The sequence below is a fragment of the Propionibacterium sp. genome, assembly GCF_047719395.1.
GTDB lineage: Bacteria > Actinomycetota > Actinomycetes > Propionibacteriales > Propionibacteriaceae > Propionibacterium.
In genome coordinates this window covers 23469-49563 of record NZ_JBDNTB010000013.1, presented here as the reverse complement: position 1 = coordinate 49563, position 26095 = coordinate 23469, and the positions used below count along the sequence as shown (strand labels likewise).

Below are 26095 nucleotides of genomic sequence, written 5' to 3'. Positions count from 1 at the left end.
GGCTTACCGGCGCGCAACCCTTGGGGCCACCCACCACGCTGGGCCCCCCCGCGGGCCCCCCATGATGTGGGCGTTGCCCCCGGGGCCCCCCGCCGCTAAACCGGCGGTTTCGCGGATTCCCGCCTTGAGCAGCACATCGCGATCGAAGCCGACGCCCTTCACGGTGCGGCCGTTGAAATCTGGGCCGAGACGACGGAATGCCTCGACATTGAGGTCGACGACGGCGATCGAATGACCGCGCTTCTCCATCACCCGAGCCAGGCTCGCCCCGACGCGCCCACAGCCCATGATCACAAAATGCACTCGAACCCCCGAATCCACACACCCGCACTAGAACACCCGCACTAGACCCCCTGCCCTGCACCCAAGGCGCAGCGCACGGAAGACCGGCACGAACGTGGTGATCTGCCGACGGTCTGCGCCGGCCTGCATACCGAGCTGCTCAGTGCGTTCCTAGCGTAGTCATCCCGAGGCTATTGGGAATCGAAGGTCCGGCGCGCCAGCTGCCCGGGCGGAGCCTTCCGCAAGCGCGATGGTTGGCAGCCAGGGTCTCGGCGTTAGTCTTGGCGGTCGTGAGCATCACCGATGCGGTCAAGCGCGTGATCGTCGGACGCCGCCTGGCAAGCGCACAGCTGGGTGAGACCCTGCTTCCGAAGCGTATCGCGCTTCCGATCTTCGCCTCCGACGCTTTGAGCTCGGTGGCCTATGCACCCGACGAGATCCTTGTCACCCTGTCTCTGGCCGGAATGGTGGGGTACGGTTTTTCGATCCCGATCGGGATCGCCGTGGGCGCCCTGATGCTCGTGGTCGTGGCCAGCTATCGCCAGACCGTGCACGCCTATCCCAACGGTGGCGGCACCTACGAGGTGGTCACCACCAATTTGGGGCCTACCGGGGGGCTGATGGTGGCCAGCTCGCTGCTGGTGGACTATGTGCTCACGGTGGCGGTGTCGGTGAGTTCGGGGGTGCAGAACGCCGAGGCCATGATGCCATTCATCCAGGGCCATGAGGGGATCGTGGCTGCCGTGGTGATCGTCTTCCTGATGACGGTCAACCTGCGGGGCCTGCGCGACTCGGGAGCCTTCTTCGCGGTACCCACCTATTTGTTCATCGCCGGTGTCGGCTGCATGGTCGTCTGGGGTTTGTTCCAGATGCTGGTGCTCGGTCATCCGCTTCGTGCCGAGACCGCCGGGTACACCGCCGTCGGGACGAGTTCCTACGACCCCTTGACGGGCTTCGCGATGATCGTGCTGCTGGCGCGCACCTTCTCCTCCGGCTGCGCCGCACTGACCGGCGTCGAGGCAATCAGCAATGGGGTGCCGAATTTCCGCAAGCCCAAGAGCAAGAATGCGGCGACGACGCTGCTGATGCTCGGTGTCATCGCTGTGAGCATGCTGCTGGGCATCCTCGCGATGGCCCGGATGACCGGCATCAAGATGATCGATCCGTCCAGCGGCTCCTACTTCGTGACACCTGACGGCCGGCACATCACGACCGGCGCCACCACGGTGATGGGCCAGCTGGGCAGGGCCGTCTTCGACCCGAGCTTCCCCTTCGGCTTCTACTTCCTCGTCACGATGACGATGGTGATCCTTTTCCTGGCGGCGAACACCGCCTTCAACGGTTTCCCGACGCTGGGATCGATCCTGTCCCGCGACGGCTGGCTGCCTCGCCAGCTGCACACCCGCGGCGATCGGCTGGCCTACTCCAACGGCATCATGACCCTGGCCGGCGGCGCCGTCGTCCTGGTGCTGGTGTTCAACGCCTCGGTCACCGCGCTCATCCAGATGTATGTGATCGGGGTGTTCATCTCGTTCACGCTGAGCCAGTACGGCATGATCAAGCACTGGACGCGTCATCTGACCACCGAGACCGATCGCGGTGCGCGCGCCGCCATGAAGCGCTCCAGGGTCATCAATGCCGTCGGCATGGTGATGACGGCATGTGTGCTCGTCATCGTGGTGCTCAGCAAGTTCCTGCACGGCGCCTGGCTGGCGATGCTGGCCATTGCCGTGCTGTTCATGATGATGCAGCAGATCCACCGGCACTACGACCAGGTGCGCGAGGAGACCTCGAATATCGATCCCTCCGATCTGGCGTTGCCGAGCAGGGTCCGCGCGGTCGTCATGGTGAACACCCTCAACAAGCCCACCGTGAAGGCGATCCAGTTCGCCAAGGCCACCCAGCCGAGCGAGCTGGTGGCCGTGACGGTGGCTGTCGATCCCGACGAGACGGCCGAGGTCATCGCCGAGTGGGAGGCCAATGACCTGTCGGTGCCGCTGCGCGTGATCGATTCGCCGTTCCGCCAGATCACCCAGCCCTTCCTGGACTATGTGCGCGCGATGGTCAGCGAGAATCCCCGCGACATCGTCTGCGTCTACATCCCCGAATACGTGGTGGGGCACTGGTGGGAGCAGATTCTGCACAACCAGACGGCCTTGATGATCCGCACCCGGCTGCACTTCATGAAGGGGGTCATGGTCACCTCGGTTCCGTACCAGCTGCGGTCCTCGAAGATTCTGATGGATCGCTATCGTGCCCGGGAGCGCGACAGGGCGCGGGCAGTGGTGAGGCGATGATCGGAACCGACATGGCTGCGCCCGGTGATGTGATCGGGCCGGTGGACATGGGTCCTGTGGCGCACGGTGGCCACTTCGTGGCCCGCTTCCAGGGACGCGTCATCTTCGTGCGTCACACGCTGCCCGGCGAGCAGGTGATGGTGCGGCTCACCGATGTCAGCCACGACCGCTTCTGGCGCGGGGACGCCACCCAGATCCTGCGGACCTCACCCGACCGGGTCGAGCCGCCCTGCCCGGTGGCCGGGGTCTGCGGAGGCTGCGACTTCCAGCACGTGACACCAGAAGCGCAACGCCGGCTCAAGGCCGATGTGGTCGCCGAGCAGCTGTCCAGGCTGGCCGGGATCGAGCGGGAGGTGTGCGTCGAGCCCTTGCCAGGCACCAGCGGCGATGGCCTGGGCTGGCGCACCCGGATGCGCTATCGCGTGCACGATGGGCGTGCCGGACTGCTGGCCCACCGAAGCGCGCACATCGTGGCGCTGCCGGAGGGCGGCTGCCGGATCGCCGATCCCCGGGGGCCTCACGACGAGGCGCTGCAGGCCTATTGCGCCGACGCCGGTGAGGAGATCCTCGTGACGACCGCCTCCTCCGGGGCGAGCGTGTTCAGCGACGGGCGCGTCCTCGCCGGTGAGGAGATCGTGCGGGAACAGGCCGGTGGACATGACTTCCAGGTGAGGGCCGACGGCTTCTGGCAGGTGCATCCGGGCGCGGCATCGACCTTCAGCCGTGTGGTCGCGGACTCTCTCGAACCTGAGCCAGGGGAGGTGGCCCTGGATCTGTACTGCGGTGTCGGCGTGTTCGCCGCCGTACTGGTGGATGCGGGCTGCCGGGTGCACGGCGTGGAGGCCGACAGACAGGCCATTTCGTGGGCCCGGCGAAATGTGCCGGCCGCGCATTTCGTCGTCGCACGGGTGGAGAGGGCCTTTCATGCGCTGCCGCACCGAGCGGACCTGGTGGTGCTCGATCCGCCGCGCACCGGCGCGGGGAAGCGGGTCGTGGCGGCCATCGCTGCGCTGCGGCCCCGCAGGATCGGCTATGTGGCCTGCGATCCGGCAGCGCTGGCCAGGGATCTGAAGGCCTTCGCCCGGGCCGGCTACCGGCTGAACTCGTTGCGGGTCTTCGATGCCTTCCCCATGACCCATCACATGGAGTGCATCGCGATAGTGGAAGCATCCGGGACGTGATTCCTGGCGTTGACCAGGGGCACCTTCAGGCGGGCTGGGTGATGGCAGCTTTCGCCCGTTCGCCGGACTGGCCGAGCCAGTAGGTGCGGGTGTATCCGTCCTCGACATCGGTGATGTCGACGTGCACGATGCCATTCGGGTCGACGGTGTACACCTCGCGCACCACCGGAAAGTCATCGGCGCGCCGCAGCGGTACCTGGGCGAGATCCTCCACATCGCGCAACGCCGGGTCGAAGGGGAACAGCACCAGGCCGAGAGGGGCGATGTCGCCGACCGGTTGGCCATCGCGATCCAGGTCGGAGTGCTCCGCGAAGCGGAACCAGCCGACGTTGTGAACCGGCCGGTAGCGCCGCTCGATCCGTATGTCGCCCGCCGCCGGAAGGACTTCGTGACGGGAGACGATGGGATCGAAGACCACCCGGCGCCCGCCGTCCCATTCCCGGAACACCCCGAAACCCCGGGAGAGCTGATCGGTGATGGTGTAGCCGCTGCTCGGGTCGGCGGCGATGGCCAGGCCGATCGCCGTGGACGCTGCCGGATAGGGCGCGCGATGCACGCGGCGCCCGAAGCGGGCGCGCAACATCCGCGGCACGATGGGCAGTGAACTCGCTCCGCCTGCGACGTAAATTCCGGCCAGACCGGACAGTGCGCCATCGGTGTCGTCGTCGAGCAGTTTGGAGACCACCGCGATGCTGCGTTCCACCAGTGGTTCCGCGGCCTGGTAGAAGTCGTCAACCAGGATCTGGACGATCGATTCATCGACGTCCAGGGTGATCTTGCGGGTCTGCGGGGTCAGGGCCTCCTTGGCCTGGCGGGCCTGCTCGCGCAAGGCCTGCTCGGCGTCCGGTGAGAGCGTCCCCTCGTCGATGCCGGCAGCCTCGAGGCACATGTCCTTCAGGATCTCGTCGAAGTCGTCCCCGCCCAGCCGGTTGATGCCGGCGGAATCCAGTACCTCGTGGGCGTGCTGGCGCACTTCCACCAGCGAGGCGTCGAAGGTGCCACCGCCCAGGTCGAAGACGACGATCTGCGTGCGGTTGGAGGTGACCGTGCGTCCCTGCCGGTGGGTGTATTCGAAACCGGCGGCCGACGGCTCGTTCATCATGGCAACCACCGGGAACCCGGCCCGCTGGAAGGCCTCGAGCGTCATGACGCGCTGCGCGCTGGTGGCATGGGCGGGAACCGCGACCACTGCGCTCTCGATCTCGTCTCCGGCCAGCAGATCGGCAATGGTGGACTCCTCCGCCAAGGCAGTGCGCAGGCTGCTCAGGAAACCCACCAGCACGTCCATCAGGCGAACCCTGACACTCTCGCTCTCGATCTCGGTGTCGTTTGAGACGTCCGGCGCAGCGAGGGCCCGCTTGAAGGAATGAAATCGCACCCCCGGGCGGTCATCCATGGCCGCCGTCCCGAAGTCCCAGGTCTCATCGGGGCGAAGCGCCGCGACGCTGGGAAAGTAGTCGAGCGAATCACCCAGCCGGTCGAAGAAACTCACGACCGGGTAGTTTCCCCGGTCGGCGAATGAGACCACCGTCCGAGTCGTGCCGAAGTCGACTCCCACATACATGACCACAGCCTAGACATTCTGTGAATGCGGTGTGGTGGGGGCCACCACGTGCCGTTGGATGGGCGGATTCGTTCGCGACGAAGCATCCGCTGGCGCGCTACCTTGATGTCCAGAGGTGCCATGTCCAGATATGGCCAAGCGACCGCGCCGATCGCCGGTTGTTGGGATAATCGTCCGCGGTGCCAGCCGTGGCCCAGGGAAGGAATGCGATGACCGTCAACAGCTTCGGTGCCCAGTCAGAATTGGCGGTGGGGGACAGCCGCTATCAGATTTTCCGATTGGACGCCGTGCCGGGCTCAGGCTCTCTGCCGTACAGCCTGAAAGTACTTCTGGAGAACCTGCTCCGCCACGAGGACGGCGCCAACATCACCGCGGATGACATCAAGGCGCTGGCCGGCTGGGACCCCTCGGCGCAGCCCAACCATGAGATCCAGTACACGCCGGCCCGCGTGATCATGCAGGACTTCACCGGTGTTCCCTGCATCGTCGATCTCGCCACGATGCGCGAGGCGATGGCTGATCTGGGCGGTGATCCAGCAGGCATCAATCCCCTGAGCCCATCGCAGCTGGTCATCGACCACTCCGTCATCGCCGAGAAATTCGGCACGCCCGAGGCGCTGCACGCAAACACCGACATCGAATACCACCGCAATCGCGAGCGCTACCAGTTCCTGCGCTGGGGCCAGACGGCATTCGACGACTTCAAGGTGGTTCCGCCGGGCACCGGCATCGTGCACCAGGTGAACATCGAGTATCTGGCCCAGGTGGTCTACTCCCGTGAGGTCGGTGGCGTGCTGCAGGCCTACCCCGACACCTGTGTGGGCACCGACTCCCACACCACCATGGTCAACGGCCTGGGCGTGGTCGGCTGGGGCGTCGGCGGTATCGAGGCGGAGTGCGCCATGCTCGGCCAGCCGGTGAGCATGCTCATCCCGCGCGTGGTCGGATTCAAGCTGTCCGGTCAGCTTCCCGAGGGCACCACCGCCACCGACCTGGTGCTCACCATCACCCAGATGCTGCGTGCGCACAAGGTGGTCGGCAAGTTCGTGGAGTTCTACGGGCCAGGTATGGCCGAGGTGCCCGTCGCGAACCGCGCCACCATCGGCAATATGAGCCCCGAGTACGGCTCGACCATCGCCGTGTTCCCCGTCGACGACAAGACCCTCGACTACCTTCGGCTCACTGGGCGCAGCGACCAGCAGATCGCCCTTGTCGAGAGCTACGCGAAGGAACAGGGCCTGTGGCACGATGCCGCACACGAGGCCAAGTACTCCGAGTACCTCGAATTGGATCTGTCGACCGTGCGTCCCTCGATCGCCGGCCCGAAGCGTCCCCAGGACAGGATCGCCCTGGACGAGGCGAAGCAGATCTTCGAGCGCGACGTGAAGAACTATGTCAGCGACGCCACCACTCCCGCGGAGGTGGAATTCGACGGTGAGCAGGTGACCCTCGACAACGGCGCTGTCGGCATCGCGGCCATCACCTCATGCACCAACACTTCCAATCCGAGCGTCATGGTTGCAGCAGGCCTGCTCGCCAAGAAGGCCGTGGAACACGGTCTCACGCGCAAACCGTGGGTGAAGACCTCGCTGGCCCCCGGCTCCCAGGTGGTCACCGACTACCTGGGCAAGGCCGGTCTGCTGGAGCCGCTCGCCGCTCTGGACTTCGACATCGTCGGCTATGGATGCACGACCTGCATCGGCAACTCCGGTCCGCTCATCCCGCAGGTGAGTGGTGCCGCCGAGGACAACGACCTGGCGATCACTTCCGTGCTGTCCGGCAACCGCAACTTCGAAGGCCGGATCAACCCCGACGTGAAGATGAACTATCTGGCCTCGCCACCCCTGGTGGTGGCCTATGCACTGGCCGGCAGCATGGACCTGGACATCGTCAACTCGCCCCTTGGCGTGGACAAGGACGGCAAGGACGTCTACCTGGCGGACCTGTGGCCCACCCCTGCCGAGGTGGACGAGGTCATTTCGGACAGCATGAACGCCGAGATGTACCGCACCAGCTATGCCGATGTCTTCACCGGCGACGAGCGCTGGCGCAATCTGGAGACCCCCTCCGGTGCGGTGTTCAGCTGGGACGACAACTCCACCTATGTGCGCAAGCCTCCCTACTTCGAGGGCATGAAGCACTCCGCCGATCCGGTATCCGACGTGCTGGATGCCCGGGTGCTGCTCAAGCTCGGTGATTCGGTGACCACCGATCACATCTCCCCGGCCGGCGCCATCAAGGTCGACTCGCCTGCGGGCCACTACCTCAAGGAGCACGGCGTCCGTCCGCTGGACTTCAACTCCTACGGCTCCCGTCGTGGCAACCACGAGGTGATGATCCGTGGAACCTTCGCCAACATCAGGCTGCGCAATCTGCTCGCACCTGGCACCGAGGGTGGTTTCACAAGGGACTTCACCAAGCCCGATGGGCCCGTTACCACTGTCTACGAGGCCGCTCTCGATTACCGCGCGGAGGGTATTCCGCTGGTGGTGCTGGCCGGCAAGGAGTACGGCACCGGTTCCTCGCGCGACTGGGCTGCCAAGGGCACCATGCTGCTCGGCGTCAAGGCCGTCATCGCCGAGAGCTACGAGCGCATCCACCGCTCGAACCTGATCGGCATGGGCGTGCTGCCACTGCAGTTCCCGGCAGGCACCGGCGCCGACAGCCTTGGGCTCACCGGTGAGGAGACCTTCTCCATCAAGGGCCTCGCCCCCTTCAACGAGGACGTGACTCCCAAGACGGTCGAGGTCACTGCAGTGGCACCCGACGGGCACGAGACGAGCTTTGAAGCCGTGGTACGCATCGACACGCCAGGGGAGCGCAACTACTACGTCAACGGCGGCATCATGCAGTACGTGCTGAGGCGTCTGGCTGCGGCCTGAACCGAGGTTTCAGCCAGCCGAGGCGTTCGACGACGGGAGCAGTGGGTTCGTGTCCGTTGCTCCCGCCGTCTGTCCTTGGGCCGGTTCGTCCTTGTGGGACTGCGCTTTCGTTGCGTATACGCACCAGGATCGCAGTCCATCTTGGGTTGGCACCGCGAACCATTCCCGCCGCTGAATCCCGCCTCGCGGATATGTGAGCCCGTATCCGTTCTATGAACTGAGAAGGGCGCCGGGTCCCGTCCACGGGGTTGCGTCCCAGCATGGACGGCGACGACCCGGGCCCTACAATTGCCCCTATGGCGCTGCTCGACGAGATCAATGGGCCGGCGGACCTCAAGGCCCTGAAGCCGAGGAAGTTGCCCGCACTGGCCAAGGAGATCCGCCAGTTCCTCATCACGAATGTGGCATGTACCGGCGGGCATCTCGGCCCCAACCTCGGTGTCGTCGAACTGACGATGGCCATCCACCTGGCGTTTGATTCACCCTACGATCCGATCGTCTTCGACACCGGGCACCAGAGCTATGTGCACAAAATCCTCACCGGCCGTAAGGACCAGTTCAGTACGCTGCGGCAGAAGGACGGCCTGGCCGGTTATCCGAGCCGTGCGGAGTCCGAGCATGACTGGGTCGAGAATTCCCATGCGTCGGCCGGTCTGAGCTGGTCGGAGGGCATGGCCAAGGCCTTCCGGCTCACCGGCCAGCAGGACCGCACAGTCGTCACCGTCGTGGGGGATGGTGCGCTCACCGGCGGTATGACCTGGGAAGCGCTCAACAACATCGCGGTGGAACAAGACCTCAACATGGTCATCGTCGTCAACGACAACGGACGTTCCTACGCCCCCACCGTCGGTGGGCTGTCCAAGGAGCTCTCCGGATTCCGCACCGATCCCCGCTACGAGAAGACGCTCGACATCATCAAGGCCTCGGTGAATCGTGCGCCGCTGTTCGGCAAGCAGGCCTACGACCTGTTGCACGGCCTCAAGATCGGCCTGAAAGATGTGCTCGCTCCCCAGGGCCTCTTCGGAGATCTCGGTCTGAAGTACATCGGCCCGGTCGATGGGCATGACATCCAGGCACTGGTGACGGCCTTCAACCAGGCAAAGGGTTTCCACGGTCCCGTCATCGTGCACGCCATCACCGTGAAGGGCAAGGGTTTCTCCTTCGCCGAGAACCACGAGCAGGACCGCTTCCACGCCATCGGGCGGATCAATGAATTCACCGGCGAGCCACTCGAGGTCTCAGTGCAGGCCACCTGGACAGACGCCTTCGCCCAGGACATGGTCGAGGTCGGCGCCGAGCACCCCGAGGTGGTCGCCGTCACCGCAGCCATGCTGCATCCGGTGGGCCTGACGCGCTTCGCCGCCGCCTATCCCGAGCGAGTGTTCGACGTCGGCATCGCCGAACAGCACGCGATGGCTTCGTCTGCCGGCATGGCCCGCGCCGGGCTGCATCCGGTCTTCGCGCTCTATTCGACCTTTCTCAACCGGGCCTTCGACCAGATGCTGCTCGACGTGGGCATGCACCATCTCGGCGTCACCGTAGTCCTCGACCGGGCAGGGGTGACGGGCCCGGACGGACCGAGCCACGACGGCATCTGGGACACTTCGCTGGCAGGTATCGTGCCAGGGCTCCGGCTCGCTGCACCGCGGGACGCAGCGCGGCTCAATGATGCGCTCAGAACCGCCGTCGGCATCAACGACGCGCCCACGGTGATCCGCTACTCCAAGGGCAGGTTGCCCGACCAGATCGATGCGGTGGTCGGCGAGGACGGCTACGACCTGGTGCGCCGCGACGAGTCGAGTGATGTCCTCATCGTGGGCTACGGGCCGATGGTGGGTACTGCCCTCAAGGCCGCGGAGCGGCTCGCGAAGCAAGGTATCGGTGTCACGGTGGTTGATCCGCTATGGGCACTTCCGGTCAACCCGGCCCTGGTCAAGCTCGTGTCGAAGTTCGCTCTCGTGGTGACCATCGAGGACGGCCTGGTGGCCGGAGGACTGGGCTCGCATCTGCAGCAGGCCATGGACGACGCCGGGGTCTCGGTGCCGGTGCGGCTGTTCGGCGTGCCCCAGGAATACCTTCCGGTGGGTACCAGGGATGAATTGCTGGAAGAGGTCGCGCTCACTGCCAGGCAGATCGCCAGGTCGGTCACCGAGACCGCGCTCACATTGCTGCCCCAGCCTGCGCTGCCAGTCGAGGAGAACGACGAAATTCCCACCGCGCCAGCGATGAAGCCGCTGCCCCGCCGCGGTGCACCGGTGAGGCGTCACCACTGAGCGTGCGCGCCGCCGCTCGGGTGAACGCATCCTTCGGCATCGGCGTCAGGCCGTCGTCCACCTGCTAGGTCTTTCGCTCACCCACCAGGCCCTTCATCTGCTCATTCGGCCCGGAGCGCGGCACTCAGCACAGGGGACAGCAGAGTGCGCTGCCAGGGCCGCACGTCGTGCTCGGCGAGACGTTCAGAGATGGCCTGCGCGTCGACGGAGGGCAGCGGATCCCACACCAGGCGGCGCAGCGCATCGGGGGAGACCAAGTTCTCCGGTGGCATCGACAGTTCCGCTGCCAGTGCATTGGCCGCAGGACGCACCTGCTGCCAGTGCTTCCAGGCCTCAGGTCGGCTGCGTTGCCAACTGCGCGGCTGGGGTGGCCCATCATGGGCGACCTGCAGGCTCGGCAGATCGGCTGCCGGTAGTCCGGCAACCTCGTGGCACGCCTCCAGCCAGTGCTCCCGATAGCGCTTGGCGAGGCGATGGTGGAATCCCATCACCGTGTCCATCTCGCGTGGTCCGGGCACCTTGTGGTTGTCCTTGGTGATGGTGGCCGCGAGTTCGGTGATTGCCTTGTCCTGGACGATCTTGCCCGGTGCCTTGTCCAGGTCGAGAGCGAGCTGGTCCCGGTGTGTCCACAGGGCACGCACCAGCGCGAGACCGCGCCGCGAACGCACCGCATGAATGCCATTGGTGCGCCGCCAGGGCTCGACCCTGGGTGGCGCAGGGGTGCGGTAGACCTCGACCAGGTGGTCGAACTCCTGGTGAGCCCATTCCAGCTTGCCGGCCTTGTCGAGTTCTTCCTCGAGCAGATCGCGCAGTTCGACGAGCAGTTCCACATCGAGGGCGGCGTAGGCGATCCAGTCCTGGGGAAGGGGGCGGGTGGACCAGTCGGCGGCAGAGTGCTCCTTGAGCAGGTGCAATCCGAAGTACTTCTCCACCAGGGGGCCCAGTCCCACTCGCGGTAGGCCGAGCAGTCTGCCGGCCAATTCCGTGTCGAACAGGCTGGTGGGCCACAGGCCGTCCTCCACCAGGCAGGGCAGATCCTGGGTGGCGGCATGAATGATCCACTCCGCCGAACTCGTGGCCTCACGCAGGGCAGTGAAATCAGCGTCGGCACCCGGTGAGGGTTCGAAGGCTTCGGGGTCGATCAACCAGGTTCCGGCATCGGCACGGCGGAACTGCAGCAGGTAGGCCTTGGCGCTGTAGTGGAAGCTCTGAGCCCGCTCTGTGTCGATGGCCAGCGGCCCGGTGCCATCGCCGAGTTCGCGGATGCACTCACTGAGCGCCTCGGCGGTGTCCACGACGACGGGAAGGCCGTCACGGGGCATCGCGAGGATCGGCAGACCCGAATCCGGATCGATTCGTTGATCGGCGGTACGGGCATCAGTCATGACGAGAACCATTGTTCAACTGCTGGAGCGAGCTGCCCCCATTCCGGAAACCGAGTGGCGTGATGCCCTCGGGCAGCGGTGGAAGACCGGCCACCTGGCAGATGAGCTGCTGCCAGCCCTTGAGGTGCCTCTCGATGTCACCGGGTTCTTCGACCAGCGGCGTCCAACTCGTGCGGATCTCCACCTCGGCGCGATCAGGTTCGCTGTTCATGTCGCCGAAGAAGCGGCTCGAAACGACTGTCACTGTTCCTGCCGGGGCTGTGTAGCCGGCGTCGTGGTCGTCCAGGGCATCGGTGAACCAGCTCCATCCCACCTCGCCCAGCAGCGGGTCTGTCGCCATCTCCAGGTCGGTGTCGGCGCGCACCAGGCTCACCAGACGATGGGTTCCCTGCCAGGCATCCACGCCCGCCGGATCGTGCAGCAGGACCAGCCGGCCCGACCCGAGTTCTGCGTTCGTGGGGCCGAGCGTCACTTCGATCGCATAGCTGTAGGGCGCAATACGCTGCGGCGAGCCGATCTCCTCACAACGCAGATCGTGGCGCCAGGTGAACCGATCGATGCACTCGAGGATGCGAGCAAAGCGCTCGCGCACCGCAATCGCGTGTGGGTCGAGAGCCATGGCTCGACCCTAAGAGCAGAGAAGTTGTCTGGGGCGCAGGCTCGCCGGGATGCGGCACCATGCGCTGCCCGTACGAGCCATACCCCTTTGAATGATGCTGCCGGCCCGGATGCGCGCCTACTCATTCTCGGTGGGTTCCAATGTCAGGCAGATGGAATTGATGCAGTAGCGCTGATCGGTGGGCGTGTCGTAGCCCTCGCCCTCGAAGACATGGCCCAGATGGGAGCCACAGTTGGCGCAGCGGACTTCCGTTCGCCGCATGCCGAGCGAGTCATCGACGATGTATTGCACGCGATCCTCGGCAAGCGGAGCATAGAAGCTCGGCCAGCCGCAGTGCGAGGGAAACTTCTGATCGCTGCGGAACAGTTCTGCACCGCAGGCCCGGCACCGGTAAACACCCTTGGTGGTGGTGTCGGTGTACTCGCCCTGATAGGGCGCCTCGGTGCCTCCCCGCCGGAGCACCTGGTATTCCTGCGGGCCAAGTTCAGCCTGCCACTGCTCATCGCTCTTCAATCGTGCGTGTGCCAGGTGGGATTGTGGCTGGTCTGACATGACGACCTCCAGCTGTCGGCGTTCCAGCCAGCGTACGTCGGTGCTGCACTACCTCAAATGGCGAGCAGGCGCGTGTTGGAGGTGGTCATCACATCGCTGCCCAGGTGTTCTGCGGCCGGGGCGTCATCGAGCATGTCCATGGCGGCGAATGCATAGCGGGCCATCAGCAGGTCGACGATGTGTTCGTCGGCGCCGAGCGGTGCGCTCACCGCAACAGCTCCGGCGGCCAGCGCCTGCTCGGTGGCCAGGACATAGCGCTCGTCGGCGGTGAGGAAGAGGGCACCGACGGCGATTGCGCGGCGACCCTGCTCTCGCAGCGTTGCCATGGCTGCTCCCACCGACAGGCCCGAGCCGTCGACGGAGGCCACGGCAACGGGCAGCCTGTGGTGTGAACCCCACTGGCGTGCGCGGCGGGCCATCAAAGCTGAGCCACGGACATCGCCGCTGTCGGGTGCGCACAGGATCAGACCATCAAGCTCGAGTGCGTGGCAGGCGGACAGGGCGTTCCGCAGTCGAAGATCGAGGACATTGAGGAGCTCGGTGGCCGGCCCGATCGGGTGGGCGAGCGTGACATTGAGATCAGGATGATTCTTGCGGACCGCTTCGACCATGGCGATGGCTGCGGGATCGGCGTCCACCGCGTGGCTGAGGGCCAGCGGTGCGAACACGATCTCCTGCACGCCGCGCGCTGCGAGCGTGCTCACAACCTGAGGGCCGCTGGGCGGGCAGTGGTCGATGAATGCGAGATGAATTGAGAGTTCCTGACGCTGCATCTGCATCTGCTTGCGCAGCTTGTGAATCACCTCGACGACGCGAGGCTCGGAGGAACCTTCGGCCAACAGGACCAGTGCCGGTGCAGTCATCTGCATGCCCTTTCGTGGATCTTTCGTGATCTGCAGGGCGGCGCCGTTGCCGTTGATTGACTCCAACTGTCCGCCCTGGCGAAGCTCTTCGCAAGCCCCTTGTCCAGGATGTGACACTAAAAATCACATTTCGAGACACAAGAACTCTTGTCTGAGCATCTCAATAGTGGCTTCTCACGCGAGAATCTGTGGTACTTGGCCTAATAGGTAACAAAGACGTAACACTTCGTAACTTCTGTGCTATAAGCCACCGCTGATCAGGGTGTGGAGAAGTGCAACGGCATCCTGCCGTCATTCAGATCGGGCCGATATTCGGGTGCTGTCACGGGCTCGCCGTTGTGGGCATCGGCAGCCCATCGGGCCGGTCGGCTGTCAGACCAGCCACCCTGGGAGCCGGTATCGGCACGCATCACAAAGATTATCAGTCGTCCTTGCGGTCCACTCGTGCGCACCGGGTACATCGTCTCGTCCGCGGATTGACGCGTTGGGATGCCGGAGCGATGTCGCGAAGGCCGAGGCCTTCGGGCTCTGCGGTCGGCGGTCTTGTCCTCTCGGCCGCCTTCGGTGCCCTGGGTCTGGCGGTTGTCTCAGCTCGCGTTTATTATCGAACGCATGTTCGAACCTTCGAGAGTGGCGGCTGCCGCGTGGCCTTCGCCCGCGCAGGACTACACCAGCGAGCCGTTGGACTGGGTGGCCAGGCTGATCGCCCATCCTCCGGCGACCTTCATCGTCGCGGCAGGGGTGGACTGGCCCGAGAGGCAGATACAGGCCGGAGACGAGCTGATCGTGGATCGTTCCCTGGAGCCCCGCTCCGGGTTGCTGGTCATTGCGTCCAGCGGCGGGCAGCTGCGTCTGGGTGCGATGACCAGGGCCGGAAGGATCGTCGCCCCGAGCGGGTTTCTGGGTGAAGCGACAGTGTGGGGTGTGGCCGCCGCGATCGTGCACCGGACCGCCTGGTGAGCGCCGCGGCGTACGGGCTCGTGGACGTCTCCTCGATGTATGTGGCCTGCGAGCGGGTCTTCGACCCGTCCCTGGTCGGACGGCCGGTGGTGGTCCTGTCCAACAATGACGGGTGCGCGGTCGCACGGTCCGCCGAGGCGGTGGCCCTCGGGATTCCTCTCGGGCAGCCCTGGTACCAGATCAAGGCCGATCCCAGGCTCCGCGCGGTGGTGGCCCGGTCCTCCAACTACGAGCTGTACGGGGACATGTCCCGGCGCATGGTGGACGTGCTCGATTCGCTGTGCGCGCAGGTGATGCCCTACTCGATCGATGAGTCCTTCGTCCTGCTCGGCCCGGGGCGGGATCCCGGCATCGCCCACGCCATCCGGGACCGGCTGGACCGCTGGCTGGGGCTGCCCGTCCGGGTGGGGATCGGGCCCACCATGACACTCGCGAAACAGGCCCAGCACTGGACCAAGACCTCGCCTGGCCTCGGCGGGGTGCTGGACCTGACCGGCGCGAACCCCGGAGTCGTCTGGCGTGCCCTCAAGCGCACCCCCGTCGAGAACGTGTGGGGTGTGGGTCACAGACTCGCCCGCAGACTGTCACCCCGGAACATCGTCACCGCCGCCGATCTCGCGGCCGCCGACCCGGTCGTGCTGAGGCGTCAGCTGGGGGTTCCGGTCGCCCGCACTGCCCTGGAATTGGCCGGCACGCCGTGCATGGAGTGGCAGCCGGCTGCCCCCGCAGCGGGCCAGGTCATGTACTCCCGTATGTCCGGGCATCCCATCACCACACCGGCCGAGGTGCGGACCCTGCTGGGCGACTACGCGACAGCCCTGGCCCGCAGACTCCGGCGCCGGGGTCTGCTCGCCGGCCGGATCGAAACCTGGCTGGCCACCTCCCCGTTCCGCTCGGGCCTGGAGGTCGCCCGCCACACGCAGGCCCTCACCCCGCCGTCCGCGTCGACGCTTGCGATCGCTGCCGCCGCGCGCCACGTCGCCGACGCCCTGCCCTGCAGACAGTGGATCCGGGCCGGGATCACAGCCACCGCGCTCGTCCCCGACGGCACCCAGGACATGCTGCCCCTCGACGAACCCGACGACAGGGACCAGCACCTGGACACCGCCCTGGACACGATCACCACCCGCTGGGGGCAGACGGCCGTCACCCTCGGCCCGCCGCACCACCTCGGCATGCACCGCGACATGCTCTCCCCACGCTGGACCGCAGACCAGCCGCCCATCGCCCACTGATCCCCAGCCTCGGGAGCAGAGAGCAGGCGTCCGACCATTCGACGGCCGGATCGGCAGATGACCGGACAATGGTCGGAAACACAAAATGGGCACTCACGAATGAGTGCCCATCCCTGGTCCGGATACGGTGGGCGATACTGGGATCGAACCAGTGACCTCTTCGGTGTGAACGAAGCGCGCTACCGCTGCGCCAATCGCCCGCAGCGACGACAAGGCTAGCGCACAGGCGTCTGGGCCGCCAATCGTGGCGTGTGCAAGATGGTTGCGCGAGCTGTGGGGCTGTCCATGCTCCGTGTGCGTCCAATTTTGATGTGTAGGACGGAGCTCTTCTCGCTCCTCGTCACGGCGGTTGGTGCGCCCGTGAACCAGGCGGCAGAGGGGTGACAGGCAGCGTGATGCGGGCGAGGATCCCTCAAGTTGTGCCCCACAATGGGGTCCGCTAAGGTAGTTAACGCGCTTGAACGGGGGACCCCCTCCGGTACAGCAATGCGGACGTGGCTCAGTTGGTAGAGCATCACCTTGCCAAGGTGAGGGTCGCGGGTTCAAGTCCCGTCGTCCGCTCGGAGAGGCTTGAGCCCCATCCACCTGGCCACAAACCTTCGTGATGAGGCAACTCTTCAGATGGTGGAGTGGCCGAGAGGCGAGGCAGCGGACTGCAAATCCGTATACACGGGTTCAAATCCCGTCTCCACCTCGGGCGGCTGGCGCAGCGGTAGCGCGCTTCCCTGACACGGAAGAGGTCACTGGTTCAAACCCAGTGTCGCCCACGGGACCGAGGGTCCGGTTTTCAGATGTGAGTCTGATGGCCGGGCCCTTTTTCACAAGCACCCACGACTGCCATGTGCAGAGAGCCCCTGATTCGGCATCGGGCACAATTGGCGTCATCGATCACGCGCGGCCAGGTATGCCGCCCGAAAGGAAGATCATCGTGTCCTCAACAATCACCATAAATCGCGACGAACAGGCAGAACCGGTGGTGATCGAGGGCGCTACGACCGGGCTCGATCTGTTCGGCGATGATCGCTCGGTCGTGGCGATGAAGGTGAACGGAACCACGGTCGACCTCGCCGTCGAGGTGCATGAGGGAGACACAGTCGAGCCGGTGCTCTCCACCAGCGACGAGGGGCTGACGATCATCCGTCACTCGGCTGCCCATGTCACCGCGCAGGCGCTGCAGGATATCTATCCGCAAGCCCGGCTCGGTATCGGTCCTCCCATCACCGACGGCTTCTACTACGACTTCAAGACCGATCCGTTGTCACCCGAAGACCTCAAGGCCATCGAGAAGAAGATCAGCGCGATCATCAAGCAACGTCAGCGCTTCGTGCGCCGCGTGGTCACCGAGGAAGAGGCGAGGGCCGAAGAGGCCAACGAGCCTTACAAGCTGGAACTCATCACCGACAAGGGGCACCCTCGCGCCGATGACGGTTCTGATGTCGAGGTCGGCGGGGCGGAACTCACCGTCTATGACAATGTGCGCCGCGACGGCTCGGTGGCCTGGCGCGATCTGTGCCGTGGCCCGCACGTGCCGCACACGGGCTACATCCCCGCCGTGGCGCTCACCAAGACCAGTTCTGCCTACTGGCGTGGCGACCAGCACAACGACCAGCTGCAGCGCGTCTACGGCACCGCGTGGGCATCCCGCGATGACCTCAAGGCCTATCAGCACAGGCTGGCCGAGGCCGCGAAGCGCGACCATCGCAAACTGGGCGTCGAGCTCGACCTGTTCAGCTTCCCCGAGGAGATCGGGCCCGGCCTGGTGGTCTTCCACCCCAAGGGCGGCATCCTGCGTCACGAGATCGAGAGCTATATCGAGCAGAAGCACATGGAGGCCGGCTTCGAGTTCGTGCACACCCCTGAGATCTCCAAGGGTGGCCTGTTCCACACCTCGGGACACCTTCCTTACTATGCGGACACCATGTTCCCGCCGATGCTCGTCGACGAGGAGCGCGACGAAGAGGGAAATGTCACCCGGCAGGGTCAGGAGTACTACCTCAAGGCCATGAACTGCCCGATGCACAATCTCATCTTCCGCAGCCGCGGGCGGTCCTACCGGGAACTGCCGATGAGGCTGTTCGAGCTCGGTCACGACTACCGCTACGAGAAGTCTGGCGTGGTGCAGGGACTCACCCGGATGCGTGGCTTCACCCAGGACGACTCGCACACCTACTGCATGCCCGAGCAGGCCGGCGACGAGATCAAGATGCTGCTGAATTTGTTCCTCAACATCCTGCGCGACTTCGGGCTCAAGGAGTTCTACCTCGAGTTGTCCACCCGGGACGAGAATTCGAGCAAGTTCATCGGGTCCAACGAGGACTGGGCCGCGGCCACCGAGATCCTGCGCGAGGCCTGCGAGTCGACCGGTCTGGAACTCGTGCCCGATCCGGGCGGCGCAGCCTTCTACGGCCCCAAGGTCTCCGTCCAGGCCAAGGACGCACTGGGCCGCACCTGGCAGATGTCCACCGTGCAGTACGACTTCAACCAGCCGGAGCGCTTCGAGTTGGAGTACACCGCCGCCGACGGCAGCCATCAACGCCCGGTGATGATCCACTCGGCGAAACTCGGCAGTGTGGAGCGCTTCATCGGTGTGCTCACCGAGCACTACGCGGGTGCCTTCCCGGCCTGGCTCCACCCGGTGCAGGTGGTGGGCGTGCCGGTTGCGGGGGAGTTCACCGGCTATCTGGAGGAGATCTTCGAGAAGCTCAAGGCCCAGGGTGTACGTGTCGAGGTCGACGAATCCGACGACCGCATGCAGAAGAAGATCCGCAATGCGACCCGTCAGAAGGTGCCCTACATCCTCATCGCCGGCGAGAAGGATCGCGAGGCCGGCACGGTGAGCTTCCGCTTCCGCGACGGTTCCCAGGACAACGGCGTGCCGATCGATGAGGCCGTGACAAGGATCGTCGACCACATCCACTCCCGCAGCGCCGAGGATCCGACAGCGCCGCACCAGGAGTCCTGAGGTGGCTCGTAGCGGGCACACGCCCGTCGAGGTCGATTCTGGCGAAGACCTCGCGGGCGTGCCCGACAGCCTCCAGAGGTTGTGGACGCCCTATCGAATGGTCTACATCCAAGGGGAGAACAAGCCCCAGGATGCTGCGTCTGATGAGTGCCCTTTCTGCTGCGCCCCGCATCAGGATGATGAGCATGCGCTCATCGTGCGCCGGGGCCGGGAGGCCTTCGCCATATTGAATCTGTATCCCTACAACCCGGGCCACCTGCTGGTCTGTCCCTACCGGCACGTCAGCGGATATTGGGAGACCAGCGAGCAGGAAAGCACCGAGATCGCTACGCTGACCAAGCAGTCCCTGCAGGTGATCAGGCACGTCTCCCGCCCAGCGGGATTCAACCTGGGCATCAATCAGGGGTCCGTGGCCGGAGCGGGGATCGCGGCGCACCTCCACCAGCACATCGTGCCCAGGTGGCAGGGCGACGCCAATTTCCTTCCGGTCGTGGGCCGCACGAAGGCGCTGCCGCAACTGCTCTCGGACACCCGGGCGCTTTTCGCCCAGGCATGGGTGGAAGATTTCGGCCCCTCACAGGAGGACAACAATGCTTGAGCATCTCCGCTCCAGATGGACGAAGGTGCTGTCACCGGCGGCCGCGCGGCTGCTGAAGGCAAACATCACCCCCGACATGGTGACCTGGATCGGAACCATCGGGGTCGTCGTCGTCTCGCTGGTGTGCTTCCCCCGTGGCTGGCTGTGGCAGGGCACGCTCCTCCTGCTGGTCTTCATATTCTCCGACTCCCTCGACGGCATCATGGCCCGGATGTCCAAGACGAGTTCTTCATGGGGAGCATTCCTGGACAGCTGCCTGGACAGGATCGCCGACGGGGCGGTGATGGGTGGTCTCGCCCTCTACTACGTGGGCAAGGACTACAACACGCTGTGGGCCACCCTTGCCATCGTCGCACTGGTCTGCGGGCAGGTCACCAGTTACACGAAGGCCCGCGGCGAGTCCCTTGGATTCACGGTGGACGGCGGCCTGGCCGGGCGTTCCGATCGTCTGCTGGTGGGCCTGCTCGGCGCCTTCCTGACGGGTCTGAGCATCGGCTGGGCGCTGCCCGTCGCACTGATCGTGCTTGCCATCGCGGGAATCATCACCGTGGGGCAGCGGATGACGCTGGTGCGTGGTCAGGTCGTCGCCGACGCACACCAGGACGAGACGAAGTGAGCCGTCACCGACGATCACTGAACACGCTCGACGCCATGAAGATCGGGGCGCATCTGCCCCAATGGCTGTGGCGCCCGATCGGCCACATCGTTATCGCGGTGCTGGTGGCCAGGCGTCCCAGGCCGGTGCGTCAGCTGGCGATGAACTACGAGGTCGTCACCGGCGAGGCGCCTTCTCAGGCCGTCGTGCGCAAGGCCATGAAGTCGTGGCTGGAGAATGTGATGATCTCGCTCCAGCTCGGCAACTGGTCACCCCGGCGCATCCGTCGCAAGGTCATCGTCGACGATCCTCCTGCGTGGCAGCGGCTGAAGGATCTGTGCAGCCAGGGTGGTCTGGTCATCGCGCTGCCGCACATGGGCTGCTGGGATCTGGTCGGCGCCTATGGCGGATTGGAGGAACTGCCGGTCACCTCTGTGGCAGAGGCACTGCCCGATGGCCAGTTCGAGTATTTCCGGCTGCTGCGCGAGAAGCTGGGCATCAAGATCTACAGCACCGCGGAGCGTCATGTCTTCGAACTGCTGCGCGACGACCTCGACGAGGGCCGCCTGGTCAGTCTCGTCTCGGACCGTGACTTCGGGCGCCGCGGTGTGCCCGTGACATGGGATTTCGCCGCCGGTGCGATGGAACAGACGCTTCCTCCGGGGCCTGCGATGCTGGCACAGCAGGGCCCGCATCCCTTGATGGGCGCGGCAACCTATCTCGGTGAACATCGAAAACTGCACCTGGTGCTCGCCGGGCCCGTCGAGGTGGCCCCCGGCAGGCAGGGTCTGATCGACGCGAGCCAGTGGCTCACCGATTTCTTCGCCACACAGATCTGCGCCCATCCAACGGATTGGCACATGCTGCAGAGATTCTTCAAGGGAGTGACGCCATGAAGGTGGGCATCGTCTGCCCCTACTCGTTCTCCCGACCAGGTGGGGTGCAGAACCATGTGCTGGGCCTTGCCGGATGGCTGAAGGAGCAGGGGCACGAGATCTCGATCATCGCTCCCGGCCAGGCCAGCCCGGCGCTGCTGGCCGAGACAGGTCTCAAGCCTGCCGAGTTCGTCACCGCCGGGCGGGCGCTGCCGGTCAACTTCAATGGCTCGGTGGCGCGGATCAATTTCGGTGTCGGTCCGGCGCTCACGGTGAAGAAATGGCTCGATGAGGGGCATTTCGATGTCATCCATCTCCATGAGCCGGTGGCACCGACGATCTGCCTGCTGGCGCTGTATCTGACCGATTGCCCGGTGACTGCCACCTTTCACACCGCCACGCCCGCGGTGGGGGCGATCACCATCGCCAATCGGCTGCTGCCGAGGGTGGTCTCCCGCATTGACGCCTCGATCGCGGTGTCCAGCGAGGCAGCCGCGGTGGCCCAGCACCACCGCGGCGTGCATCCGGTGGTGATCGGCAACGGCATTCACATTGACGACTATCCGATCGCACCGGTCAGCGGGCGGTGGCGCGGTGGGGAGCACCCCAGACTCACCTTCTTGGGCCGGTACGACGAACCGCGCAAGGGGTTCGAAGTGCTCACCGCCGCCTTGCCGCTGGTGACAGCCCACTATCCGGATCTCGATGTCGTCGTGATCGGCAACGGCTCGTCCCGGTCGGTGGAGGGCGTCCGCTTCCTCGGCGGCCTGGACGACATGGCGCGAAACCGCTGGCTCGGGAGCAGCGATGTCTACATCGCCCCCCAGACCGGCCGGGAGAGCTTCGGTATCGTGCTGCTCGAGGCGATGGCCTGTGGTGCGCCGGTGGTGGCAGCCAATCTGCGCGCCTTCACCGAAGTACTCACCGACGATCAGGGCGTGGTGGGTCAGCAGTTTCAGATCGGCAACTCGGCCAGCGCATCGCGGGCGATCCTGCGCTCCCTGGCTGAGCCCCGTGATCTACGTCTGGAGCGCGGCCGGGCGCAGGCCGCCAGCTTCGACTGGTCGGTGATCGGGCCGCAGGTGGTCGCCATGTACGTGATTGCCCAGCAGAATTCTGCCCGGGAGCGGAACAAGGAGATCGGCCCGGCATGAATCGAAGTGCACAGGAATCCTCATCGCGCCCCCCGCTTCCTCAGATCTGCCGCTCTGGTTGCTGAACCCTGTCGTGGCGGCACAGTTGTCATAGCGGTGCAGGGGGGAGTCGCCTAGTCTGAGGTGGTGTCCGATCCTCAGCACAGCGGTCAGCCCGTGCAGGACAAGAGTTACGACACCGATGCCGTCGTCACTGTGCCCAATGTGCTGTCCGCGTTGCGGCTGGCAGGAGTGCCTGTCTTCCTCGTGCTCATCCTCATGCACCGCGATGTCGCGGCCATCGTGCTGCTGGCGTCCGCCAGTGCCACTGACTGGTTGGACGGGCGTCTGGCGCGGGGCCTGCACCAGGTGAGCAGGCTCGGCCAGATGCTCGACCCGGTGGCCGACCGGCTCTACATCGCGGCCACCGTGGTCGGGCTCGCCGCGCGTGGCATCATCCCGTGGTGGTTCCTGGCGGTGCTGATTGCCCGGGATGTGCTCATGCTCTGCCTTGTGCCAGCCCTGAAGACCGTCGGGTACACCAGCTTGCCAGTGCATTTCGTCGGCAAGGCGGCAACATTCTGTCTGCTGTACGCCCTGCCCCTGGTGCTGCTCGGCGCCGGCCCATGGTCCTGGTCGCCGGCGGCGCAGGTCGTGGGCTGGGCCTTCGCATTGTGGGGTGCCTTCTTGTACTGGTGGGCGGGTCTGCTCTATGCACGCCAGACCAGAATGCTGATGACCGTGCCGCGTTCGTCATAGCGTGCGTAGTCCCCGTCATGCATTCCTCCTGGGTACGGGAAGATTGAGTAGGCTGCCCGTGGGCCCGGTCCCACCGCCAGAGAGGAATTGCCATGGTCGACGTTCCACCAGATCTGCTGTTCAGCACCGAGCACGAGTGGGTTCGTCGCGCGGGTGCGACGGCCAGAGTGGGGATCACCGCGCATGCTGCGCATGCCATGGGCGACATCGTCTATGTCGCACTGCCGACGGTCGGCTCCCAGATCGTGGCAGGTGATGCCTGCGGGGAGCTGGAATCCACCAAGTCCGTCTCTGATCTGTACGCTCCGGTCACCGGCATCGTCAGCGCCGTGAACGAGGAACTCGCGGATTCCCCGGAGACCGTCAACGCCTCTCCCTACGATGAGGGATGGCTGTTCGACGTCGAGATGGCTGACGAGTCCGGTGTCGAGGCGCTGCTCGGCCCAGCAGCGTATGAGGAGCTCATCGCCCAGTGAGGGGCCGGTGGCTGAGGAAAGCACCTGAGAAGGTTCGCTGTAAGTCGGTAAGGTGACTGTGAGCGGCCAGAAATCTTTGGGAGAAGAGAGTTCGCACCATGATGGTTTGCGGTAAATGCGGTTTCAAGAACCCCGATGGAAGCAATTTCTGCGCCAACTGCGGGGTCCCCCTGGGGAGCCCTTCCGAGACCACTTCGGTGATCCCGGTCGTCGACGATGACATTCCCCGCTCCGAGATCAGTGCTGAGGACAGCGCTGCGGTCAGTGCACTGCCAGAGGGCAATGCACTGCTCATCGTGACCCGCGGCCCCGACGTGGGGGCCCGCTACTTGCTCGACCAGGAGCAGACCACCGCGGGCCGCAGCCCTGACTGCGACATCTTCCTCGACGACATCACGGTGTCACGGCACCATGCTCGTTTCGACATGCATGAAGATCGCATCACCATCACCGATCTGGGCAGCCTCAACGGAACCTATGTGAACCGGACGCTCGTGGACGGCTCTGCCGAACTCCGTCCTGGTGAAGAGGTCCAGATCGGCAAGTTCCGCATGGTCTTCTTCGTGAGCGCGCACGGGTTGCGCTGATGGCCCAGCCGACGCTGCGCAGCATCGGCCAGGTTCTCACCATTCTCAAGGCGGAATTCGCCGACGTCTCCATCTCCAAGATCAGGTTCCTTGAGAGTGAGGGCCTGGTGTCGCCTGAGCGCGCACCGTCGGGCTATCGCAAATACTCCGAGGCGGACATCGAGAGATTGCGCTACATCCTGCGCGCCCAGCGCGACCAGTACCTGCCGCTGAAAGTCATCCGGGAAAACCTCGAACGCATGGATGCCGGGGAGCAACCTGCCGCACCCGAACCGATTCCCCAACCGTCAGCTCAGCCTGCCGCGCAGCCAGTGCAGGCTGCGGTGCCACCGGGTGCAGGCCGGTCGGGGCGTCCGCTCAGACTGACCCGGCGTGAGTTGCTCAAGGGCTCCGGGCTGTCGGAGGCTCGCCTCATCGAATTGGAGCGTCAGCAACTGGTGATGCCTCGGCACAACTCCACCTATTACGGGCGCGAAGCCCTGATGATATGTATCGTGGCGAGGAAGCTGCAGGTCTACGGCATGGACACCCGGCACCTCAGGGCGATCAAACAGGCCGCCGAGCGGGAGGCGGGACTGGTGGAGCAGGGCGCCCAGCCATTCGTCCGGAACAATCCAGAGGCGGCGCAGCTGGTGAGCGAGCTCTGCCAGCTGGTGATTCACGCACACGCCGCCCTCATGTACACCATGCTGGAGCGCTGAAATAGGTTGGAACGCTGGGAGAGGTTGGTGCGTCGAGATGGCCAGACTTGAATTCGTCGGTTTGCGTGTCATGGAGTCCGGTGACCAGCCGGTGCTGCTGCTCCGCGAGACCGACAACACCAGGCTGCTGCCCGTATGGGTGGACGCGGTCGCTGCCGCGACGCTGCTGGGCGTCTCCGACGGGGACGAAGGGGGTTCGGCGCGCAGCTTCCAGCTGTTCGCCGAAATGGTCCGCGCCCTGCACCCGCACTCCCTCAGCGCCGAGATCTTCGGCTGGGAGGAGGGAGCCTTCTCCGCGCGTCTGTTCGTGGACGGCAAGGAGATCCCCGGACGGCTGTCCGACATCGTCGCCCTGTCCAGCGTGCTCGACTTCCCTCTGACCTGCTCCGACACACTGCTCACCGAGTTGGGTATCGAGGCCTTCGACCAGGACCCGGATGTCGTCGAGGAGTTCAAGAGCTTTCTGGACGAGGTCGATCCCGGGGACTTCGAGAAATGATCATGACGCGGGCGGCCACGATTGCCGGCAGCCCTTCGACGCACCGTGGTCTGCTGGTTGGTCACGCGGCGAATGGTGTCCGAGGCGGCGCCGATGAGCACGACACGTTGCCGATCGGGCCCGAATGTCGTTGCGCTGCACCCGGTCGGACGCTTACGGTCAGGATTGCAGCAGCGCACCTCCCCGGCTGCATCGACTGATGAAAGAGGCCAGCGTGACCGACCCAGCCTCACAGGCGGTGGCGAAGGCCACCTGTCAGGACGCCCTCTTCGAGGGTGATTTCGCCCGTGTCCCCGAAGACGCGGGTTTCCGGGGTCCCACCGCCAGCCGGGTCGCAGGCATCACCTATCGTCAGCTCGACTATTGGGCACGCACCGGCCTGGTCACCCCGGGCATCCGCTCCGCCGGTGGATCGGGCACCCAGCGGCTGTACTCCTTCCGTGACATCCTCATGCTCAAGGTGGTCAAGAGCCTGCTCGATGCAGGCATCTCGTTGCAGCAGATCCGCACGGCCGTGGACTACCTGCATGCCAGGGGAAATCAGGAGCTCGCCGGAGTCACCATCCTCAGCGACGGAGTCTCGGTCTACGAATGCACCTCCGAGCACGAGGTCTTCGACCTGTTGCGCGGTGGCCAGGGCATGTTCGCGATCGCCATCGACGGCGTCGTGCATGAGATCGAGGGTTCTCTCACGGAGCTTCCCAGCACGGAATTGGCCCGCGAGAATCCTGACGGGCGCCCGGCCGGTGATGGTCATGATGAATTGTCGATGGCTCGCCGCAAGCACACGCAGCAGTCGGCGTCCTGAGGCTGCTGC

22 protein-coding genes, 4 tRNA genes and 1 pseudogene are annotated in these 26095 nt (G+C 65.3%); 20 read left to right on the top strand and 7 right to left on the bottom strand.

What is annotated here, in order from left to right:
- Window positions 1–60: 60 nt before the first annotated feature.
- Window positions 61–288, bottom strand: a pseudogene (locus ABF648_RS03820) (NAD-binding protein); the annotation flags it as partial.
- A 284-nt stretch (window positions 289–572) separates the two neighbouring features.
- On the opposite strand from ABF648_RS03820, the gene ABF648_RS03815 reads away from it, so the two are divergent.
- Entirely contained in the window at window positions 573–2579 is a 2007-nt protein-coding gene (locus ABF648_RS03815; protein WP_415630963.1) for an APC family permease, read from the top strand.
- Window positions 2576–3760 (top strand): class I SAM-dependent RNA methyltransferase, encoded by a 1185-nt coding sequence (locus ABF648_RS03810; RefSeq protein WP_415630962.1) that lies wholly within the window; start codon window positions 2576–2578, stop codon window positions 3758–3760. Before ABF648_RS03815 ends, ABF648_RS03810 begins: the two co-directional genes overlap by 4 nt.
- Before the next feature lie 25 nt (window positions 3761–3785).
- On the opposite strand, the gene ABF648_RS03805 is transcribed toward ABF648_RS03810, so the two are convergent.
- A complete protein-coding gene (locus tag ABF648_RS03805) occupies window positions 3786–5324 on the bottom strand; it encodes an Hsp70 family protein (protein WP_415630961.1) in 1539 nt (512 codons plus the stop codon).
- A 209-nt stretch (window positions 5325–5533) separates the two neighbouring features.
- On the opposite strand from ABF648_RS03805, the gene acnA reads away from it, so the two are divergent.
- Window positions 5534–8206, top strand: coding sequence for an aconitate hydratase AcnA (acnA, locus tag ABF648_RS03800; protein ID WP_415630960.1), 2673 nt, complete (start codon window positions 5534–5536; stop codon window positions 8204–8206).
- 296 nt (window positions 8207–8502) lie between these two features.
- Window positions 8503–10479 (top strand): 1-deoxy-D-xylulose-5-phosphate synthase, encoded by a 1977-nt coding sequence (gene dxs, locus ABF648_RS03795; RefSeq protein WP_415630959.1) that lies wholly within the window; start codon window positions 8503–8505, stop codon window positions 10477–10479.
- 101 nt (window positions 10480–10580) lie between these two features.
- Here the strand turns inward: dxs and ABF648_RS03790 are convergent, their stop codons facing one another.
- From ABF648_RS03790 to ABF648_RS03775, 4 genes are all read right to left on the bottom strand, one after another.
- A complete protein-coding gene (locus tag ABF648_RS03790; protein WP_415630958.1) occupies window positions 10581–11864 on the bottom strand; it encodes a ribonuclease D in 1284 nt (427 codons plus the stop codon).
- A complete protein-coding gene (locus ABF648_RS03785; protein ID WP_415630957.1) occupies window positions 11857–12483 on the bottom strand; it encodes a DUF3000 domain-containing protein in 627 nt (208 codons plus the stop codon). Before ABF648_RS03785 ends, ABF648_RS03790 begins: the two co-directional genes overlap by 8 nt.
- 117 nt (window positions 12484–12600) lie before the next feature.
- Window positions 12601–13035: a peptide-methionine (R)-S-oxide reductase MsrB gene (gene msrB, locus ABF648_RS03780; RefSeq protein WP_415630956.1), complete on the bottom strand. Its 435-nt coding sequence runs from the start codon at window positions 13033–13035 to the stop codon at window positions 12601–12603.
- Between the two features lie 53 nt (window positions 13036–13088).
- Complete coding sequence (locus ABF648_RS03775) at window positions 13089–13898, bottom strand: sirohydrochlorin chelatase (RefSeq protein ID WP_415630955.1); 810 nt, start codon at window positions 13896–13898, stop codon at window positions 13089–13091.
- Window positions 13899–14510: 612 nt separating this feature from the next.
- Between ABF648_RS03775 and ABF648_RS03770 the strand changes: the two genes are divergently transcribed.
- The gene (locus tag ABF648_RS03770) at window positions 14511–14858 is read left to right on the top strand and encodes a hypothetical protein (RefSeq protein WP_415630954.1); all 348 of its coding nucleotides are present in this window, start codon (window positions 14511–14513) and stop codon (window positions 14856–14858) included.
- Entirely contained in the window at window positions 14855–16093 is a 1239-nt protein-coding gene (locus ABF648_RS03765) for a Y-family DNA polymerase (protein ID WP_415630953.1), read from the top strand. Before ABF648_RS03770 ends, ABF648_RS03765 begins: the two co-directional genes overlap by 4 nt.
- 128 nt (window positions 16094–16221) lie before the next feature.
- Here ABF648_RS03765 and ABF648_RS03760 read toward each other — a convergent pair.
- Window positions 16222–16293 (bottom strand) — tRNA-Val (locus ABF648_RS03760).
- A gap of 288 nt (window positions 16294–16581) precedes the next feature.
- Between ABF648_RS03760 and ABF648_RS03755 the strand changes: the two genes are divergently transcribed.
- The 14 genes from ABF648_RS03755 to ABF648_RS03690 all read left to right on the top strand — a co-directional run bounded on the left by ABF648_RS03755 (window position 16582) and on the right by ABF648_RS03690 (window position 26086).
- Window positions 16582–16654 (top strand) — tRNA-Gly (locus ABF648_RS03755).
- A 62-nt stretch (window positions 16655–16716) separates the two neighbouring features.
- A tRNA-Cys gene (locus ABF648_RS03750) sits at window positions 16717–16787 on the top strand.
- 1 nt (window position 16788) lies between these two features.
- A tRNA-Val gene (locus ABF648_RS03745) sits at window positions 16789–16860 on the top strand.
- A 137-nt stretch (window positions 16861–16997) separates the two neighbouring features.
- The gene (gene thrS, locus ABF648_RS03740) at window positions 16998–19055 is read left to right on the top strand and encodes a threonine--tRNA ligase (RefSeq protein WP_415630952.1); all 2058 of its coding nucleotides are present in this window, start codon (window positions 16998–17000) and stop codon (window positions 19053–19055) included.
- A gap of 1 nt (window position 19056) precedes the next feature.
- The gene (locus ABF648_RS03735; RefSeq protein ID WP_415630951.1) at window positions 19057–19653 is read left to right on the top strand and encodes an HIT family protein; all 597 of its coding nucleotides are present in this window, start codon (window positions 19057–19059) and stop codon (window positions 19651–19653) included.
- Window positions 19646–20269, top strand: a complete 624-nt coding sequence (gene pgsA / locus ABF648_RS03730; protein WP_415630950.1) for a phosphatidylinositol phosphate synthase — start codon at window positions 19646–19648, stop codon at window positions 20267–20269. The genes ABF648_RS03735 and pgsA overlap by 8 nt, the downstream gene beginning before the upstream one ends.
- Complete coding sequence (locus tag ABF648_RS03725) at window positions 20266–21144, top strand: hypothetical protein (RefSeq protein WP_415630949.1); 879 nt, start codon at window positions 20266–20268, stop codon at window positions 21142–21144. The genes pgsA and ABF648_RS03725 overlap by 4 nt, the downstream gene beginning before the upstream one ends.
- Entirely contained in the window at window positions 21141–22277 is a 1137-nt protein-coding gene (locus tag ABF648_RS03720) for a glycosyltransferase family 4 protein (RefSeq protein WP_415630948.1), read from the top strand. The genes ABF648_RS03725 and ABF648_RS03720 overlap by 4 nt, the downstream gene beginning before the upstream one ends.
- 123 nt (window positions 22278–22400) lie before the next feature.
- Window positions 22401–23015: a CDP-alcohol phosphatidyltransferase family protein gene (locus tag ABF648_RS03715; protein WP_415630947.1), complete on the top strand. Its 615-nt coding sequence runs from the start codon at window positions 22401–22403 to the stop codon at window positions 23013–23015.
- Window positions 23016–23107: 92 nt separating this feature from the next.
- Entirely contained in the window at window positions 23108–23491 is a 384-nt protein-coding gene (gene gcvH / locus ABF648_RS03710; RefSeq protein WP_415630946.1) for a glycine cleavage system protein GcvH, read from the top strand.
- Window positions 23492–23589: 98 nt separating this feature from the next.
- Window positions 23590–24078 (top strand): FHA domain-containing protein, encoded by a 489-nt coding sequence (locus tag ABF648_RS03705; protein WP_415630945.1) that lies wholly within the window; start codon window positions 23590–23592, stop codon window positions 24076–24078.
- The gene (locus ABF648_RS03700) at window positions 24078–24779 is read left to right on the top strand and encodes a MerR family transcriptional regulator (RefSeq protein ID WP_415630944.1); all 702 of its coding nucleotides are present in this window, start codon (window positions 24078–24080) and stop codon (window positions 24777–24779) included. The genes ABF648_RS03705 and ABF648_RS03700 overlap by 1 nt, the downstream gene beginning before the upstream one ends.
- Window positions 24780–24816: 37 nt before the next feature.
- Window positions 24817–25278, top strand: a complete 462-nt coding sequence (locus tag ABF648_RS03695; RefSeq protein WP_415630943.1) for a bifunctional nuclease family protein — start codon at window positions 24817–24819, stop codon at window positions 25276–25278.
- A gap of 199 nt (window positions 25279–25477) precedes the next feature.
- The gene (locus ABF648_RS03690; RefSeq protein ID WP_415630942.1) at window positions 25478–26086 is read left to right on the top strand and encodes a MerR family transcriptional regulator; all 609 of its coding nucleotides are present in this window, start codon (window positions 25478–25480) and stop codon (window positions 26084–26086) included.
- Window positions 26087–26095: the final 9 nt, after the last annotated feature.

What these genes read in the sequence shown, in the direction of transcription:
- ABF648_RS03810 (WP_415630962.1), top strand. Translation starts at nt 2,576, where the DNA reads ATGATCGGAACCGACATGGCTGCGCCCGGTGATGTGATCGGGCCGGTG.
- ABF648_RS03805 (WP_415630961.1), bottom strand. Translation starts at nt 5,324, where the DNA reads ATGTATGTGGGAGTCGACTTCGGCACGACTCGGACGGTGGTCTCATTC.
- acnA (WP_415630960.1), top strand. Translation starts at nt 5,534, where the DNA reads ATGACCGTCAACAGCTTCGGTGCCCAGTCAGAATTGGCGGTGGGGGAC.
- dxs (WP_415630959.1), top strand. Translation starts at nt 8,503, where the DNA reads ATGGCGCTGCTCGACGAGATCAATGGGCCGGCGGACCTCAAGGCCCTG.
- ABF648_RS03790 (WP_415630958.1), bottom strand. Translation starts at nt 11,864, where the DNA reads ATGACTGATGCCCGTACCGCCGATCAACGAATCGATCCGGATTCGGGT.
- ABF648_RS03785 (WP_415630957.1), bottom strand. Translation starts at nt 12,483, where the DNA reads ATGGCTCTCGACCCACACGCGATTGCGGTGCGCGAGCGCTTTGCTCGC.
- msrB (WP_415630956.1), bottom strand. Translation starts at nt 13,035, where the DNA reads ATGTCAGACCAGCCACAATCCCACCTGGCACACGCACGATTGAAGAGC.
- ABF648_RS03775 (WP_415630955.1), bottom strand. Translation starts at nt 13,898, where the DNA reads ATGACTGCACCGGCACTGGTCCTGTTGGCCGAAGGTTCCTCCGAGCCT.
- ABF648_RS03770 (WP_415630954.1), top strand. Translation starts at nt 14,511, where the DNA reads ATGTTCGAACCTTCGAGAGTGGCGGCTGCCGCGTGGCCTTCGCCCGCG.
- thrS (WP_415630952.1), top strand. Translation starts at nt 16,998, where the DNA reads ATGCCGCCCGAAAGGAAGATCATCGTGTCCTCAACAATCACCATAAAT.
- pgsA (WP_415630950.1), top strand. Translation starts at nt 19,646, where the DNA reads ATGCTTGAGCATCTCCGCTCCAGATGGACGAAGGTGCTGTCACCGGCG.
- ABF648_RS03720 (WP_415630948.1), top strand. Translation starts at nt 21,141, where the DNA reads ATGAAGGTGGGCATCGTCTGCCCCTACTCGTTCTCCCGACCAGGTGGG.
- gcvH (WP_415630946.1), top strand. Translation starts at nt 23,108, where the DNA reads ATGGTCGACGTTCCACCAGATCTGCTGTTCAGCACCGAGCACGAGTGG.
- ABF648_RS03705 (WP_415630945.1), top strand. Translation starts at nt 23,590, where the DNA reads ATGATGGTTTGCGGTAAATGCGGTTTCAAGAACCCCGATGGAAGCAAT.
- ABF648_RS03700 (WP_415630944.1), top strand. Translation starts at nt 24,078, where the DNA reads ATGGCCCAGCCGACGCTGCGCAGCATCGGCCAGGTTCTCACCATTCTC.
- ABF648_RS03695 (WP_415630943.1), top strand. Translation starts at nt 24,817, where the DNA reads ATGGCCAGACTTGAATTCGTCGGTTTGCGTGTCATGGAGTCCGGTGAC.
- ABF648_RS03690 (WP_415630942.1), top strand. Translation starts at nt 25,478, where the DNA reads ATGAAAGAGGCCAGCGTGACCGACCCAGCCTCACAGGCGGTGGCGAAG.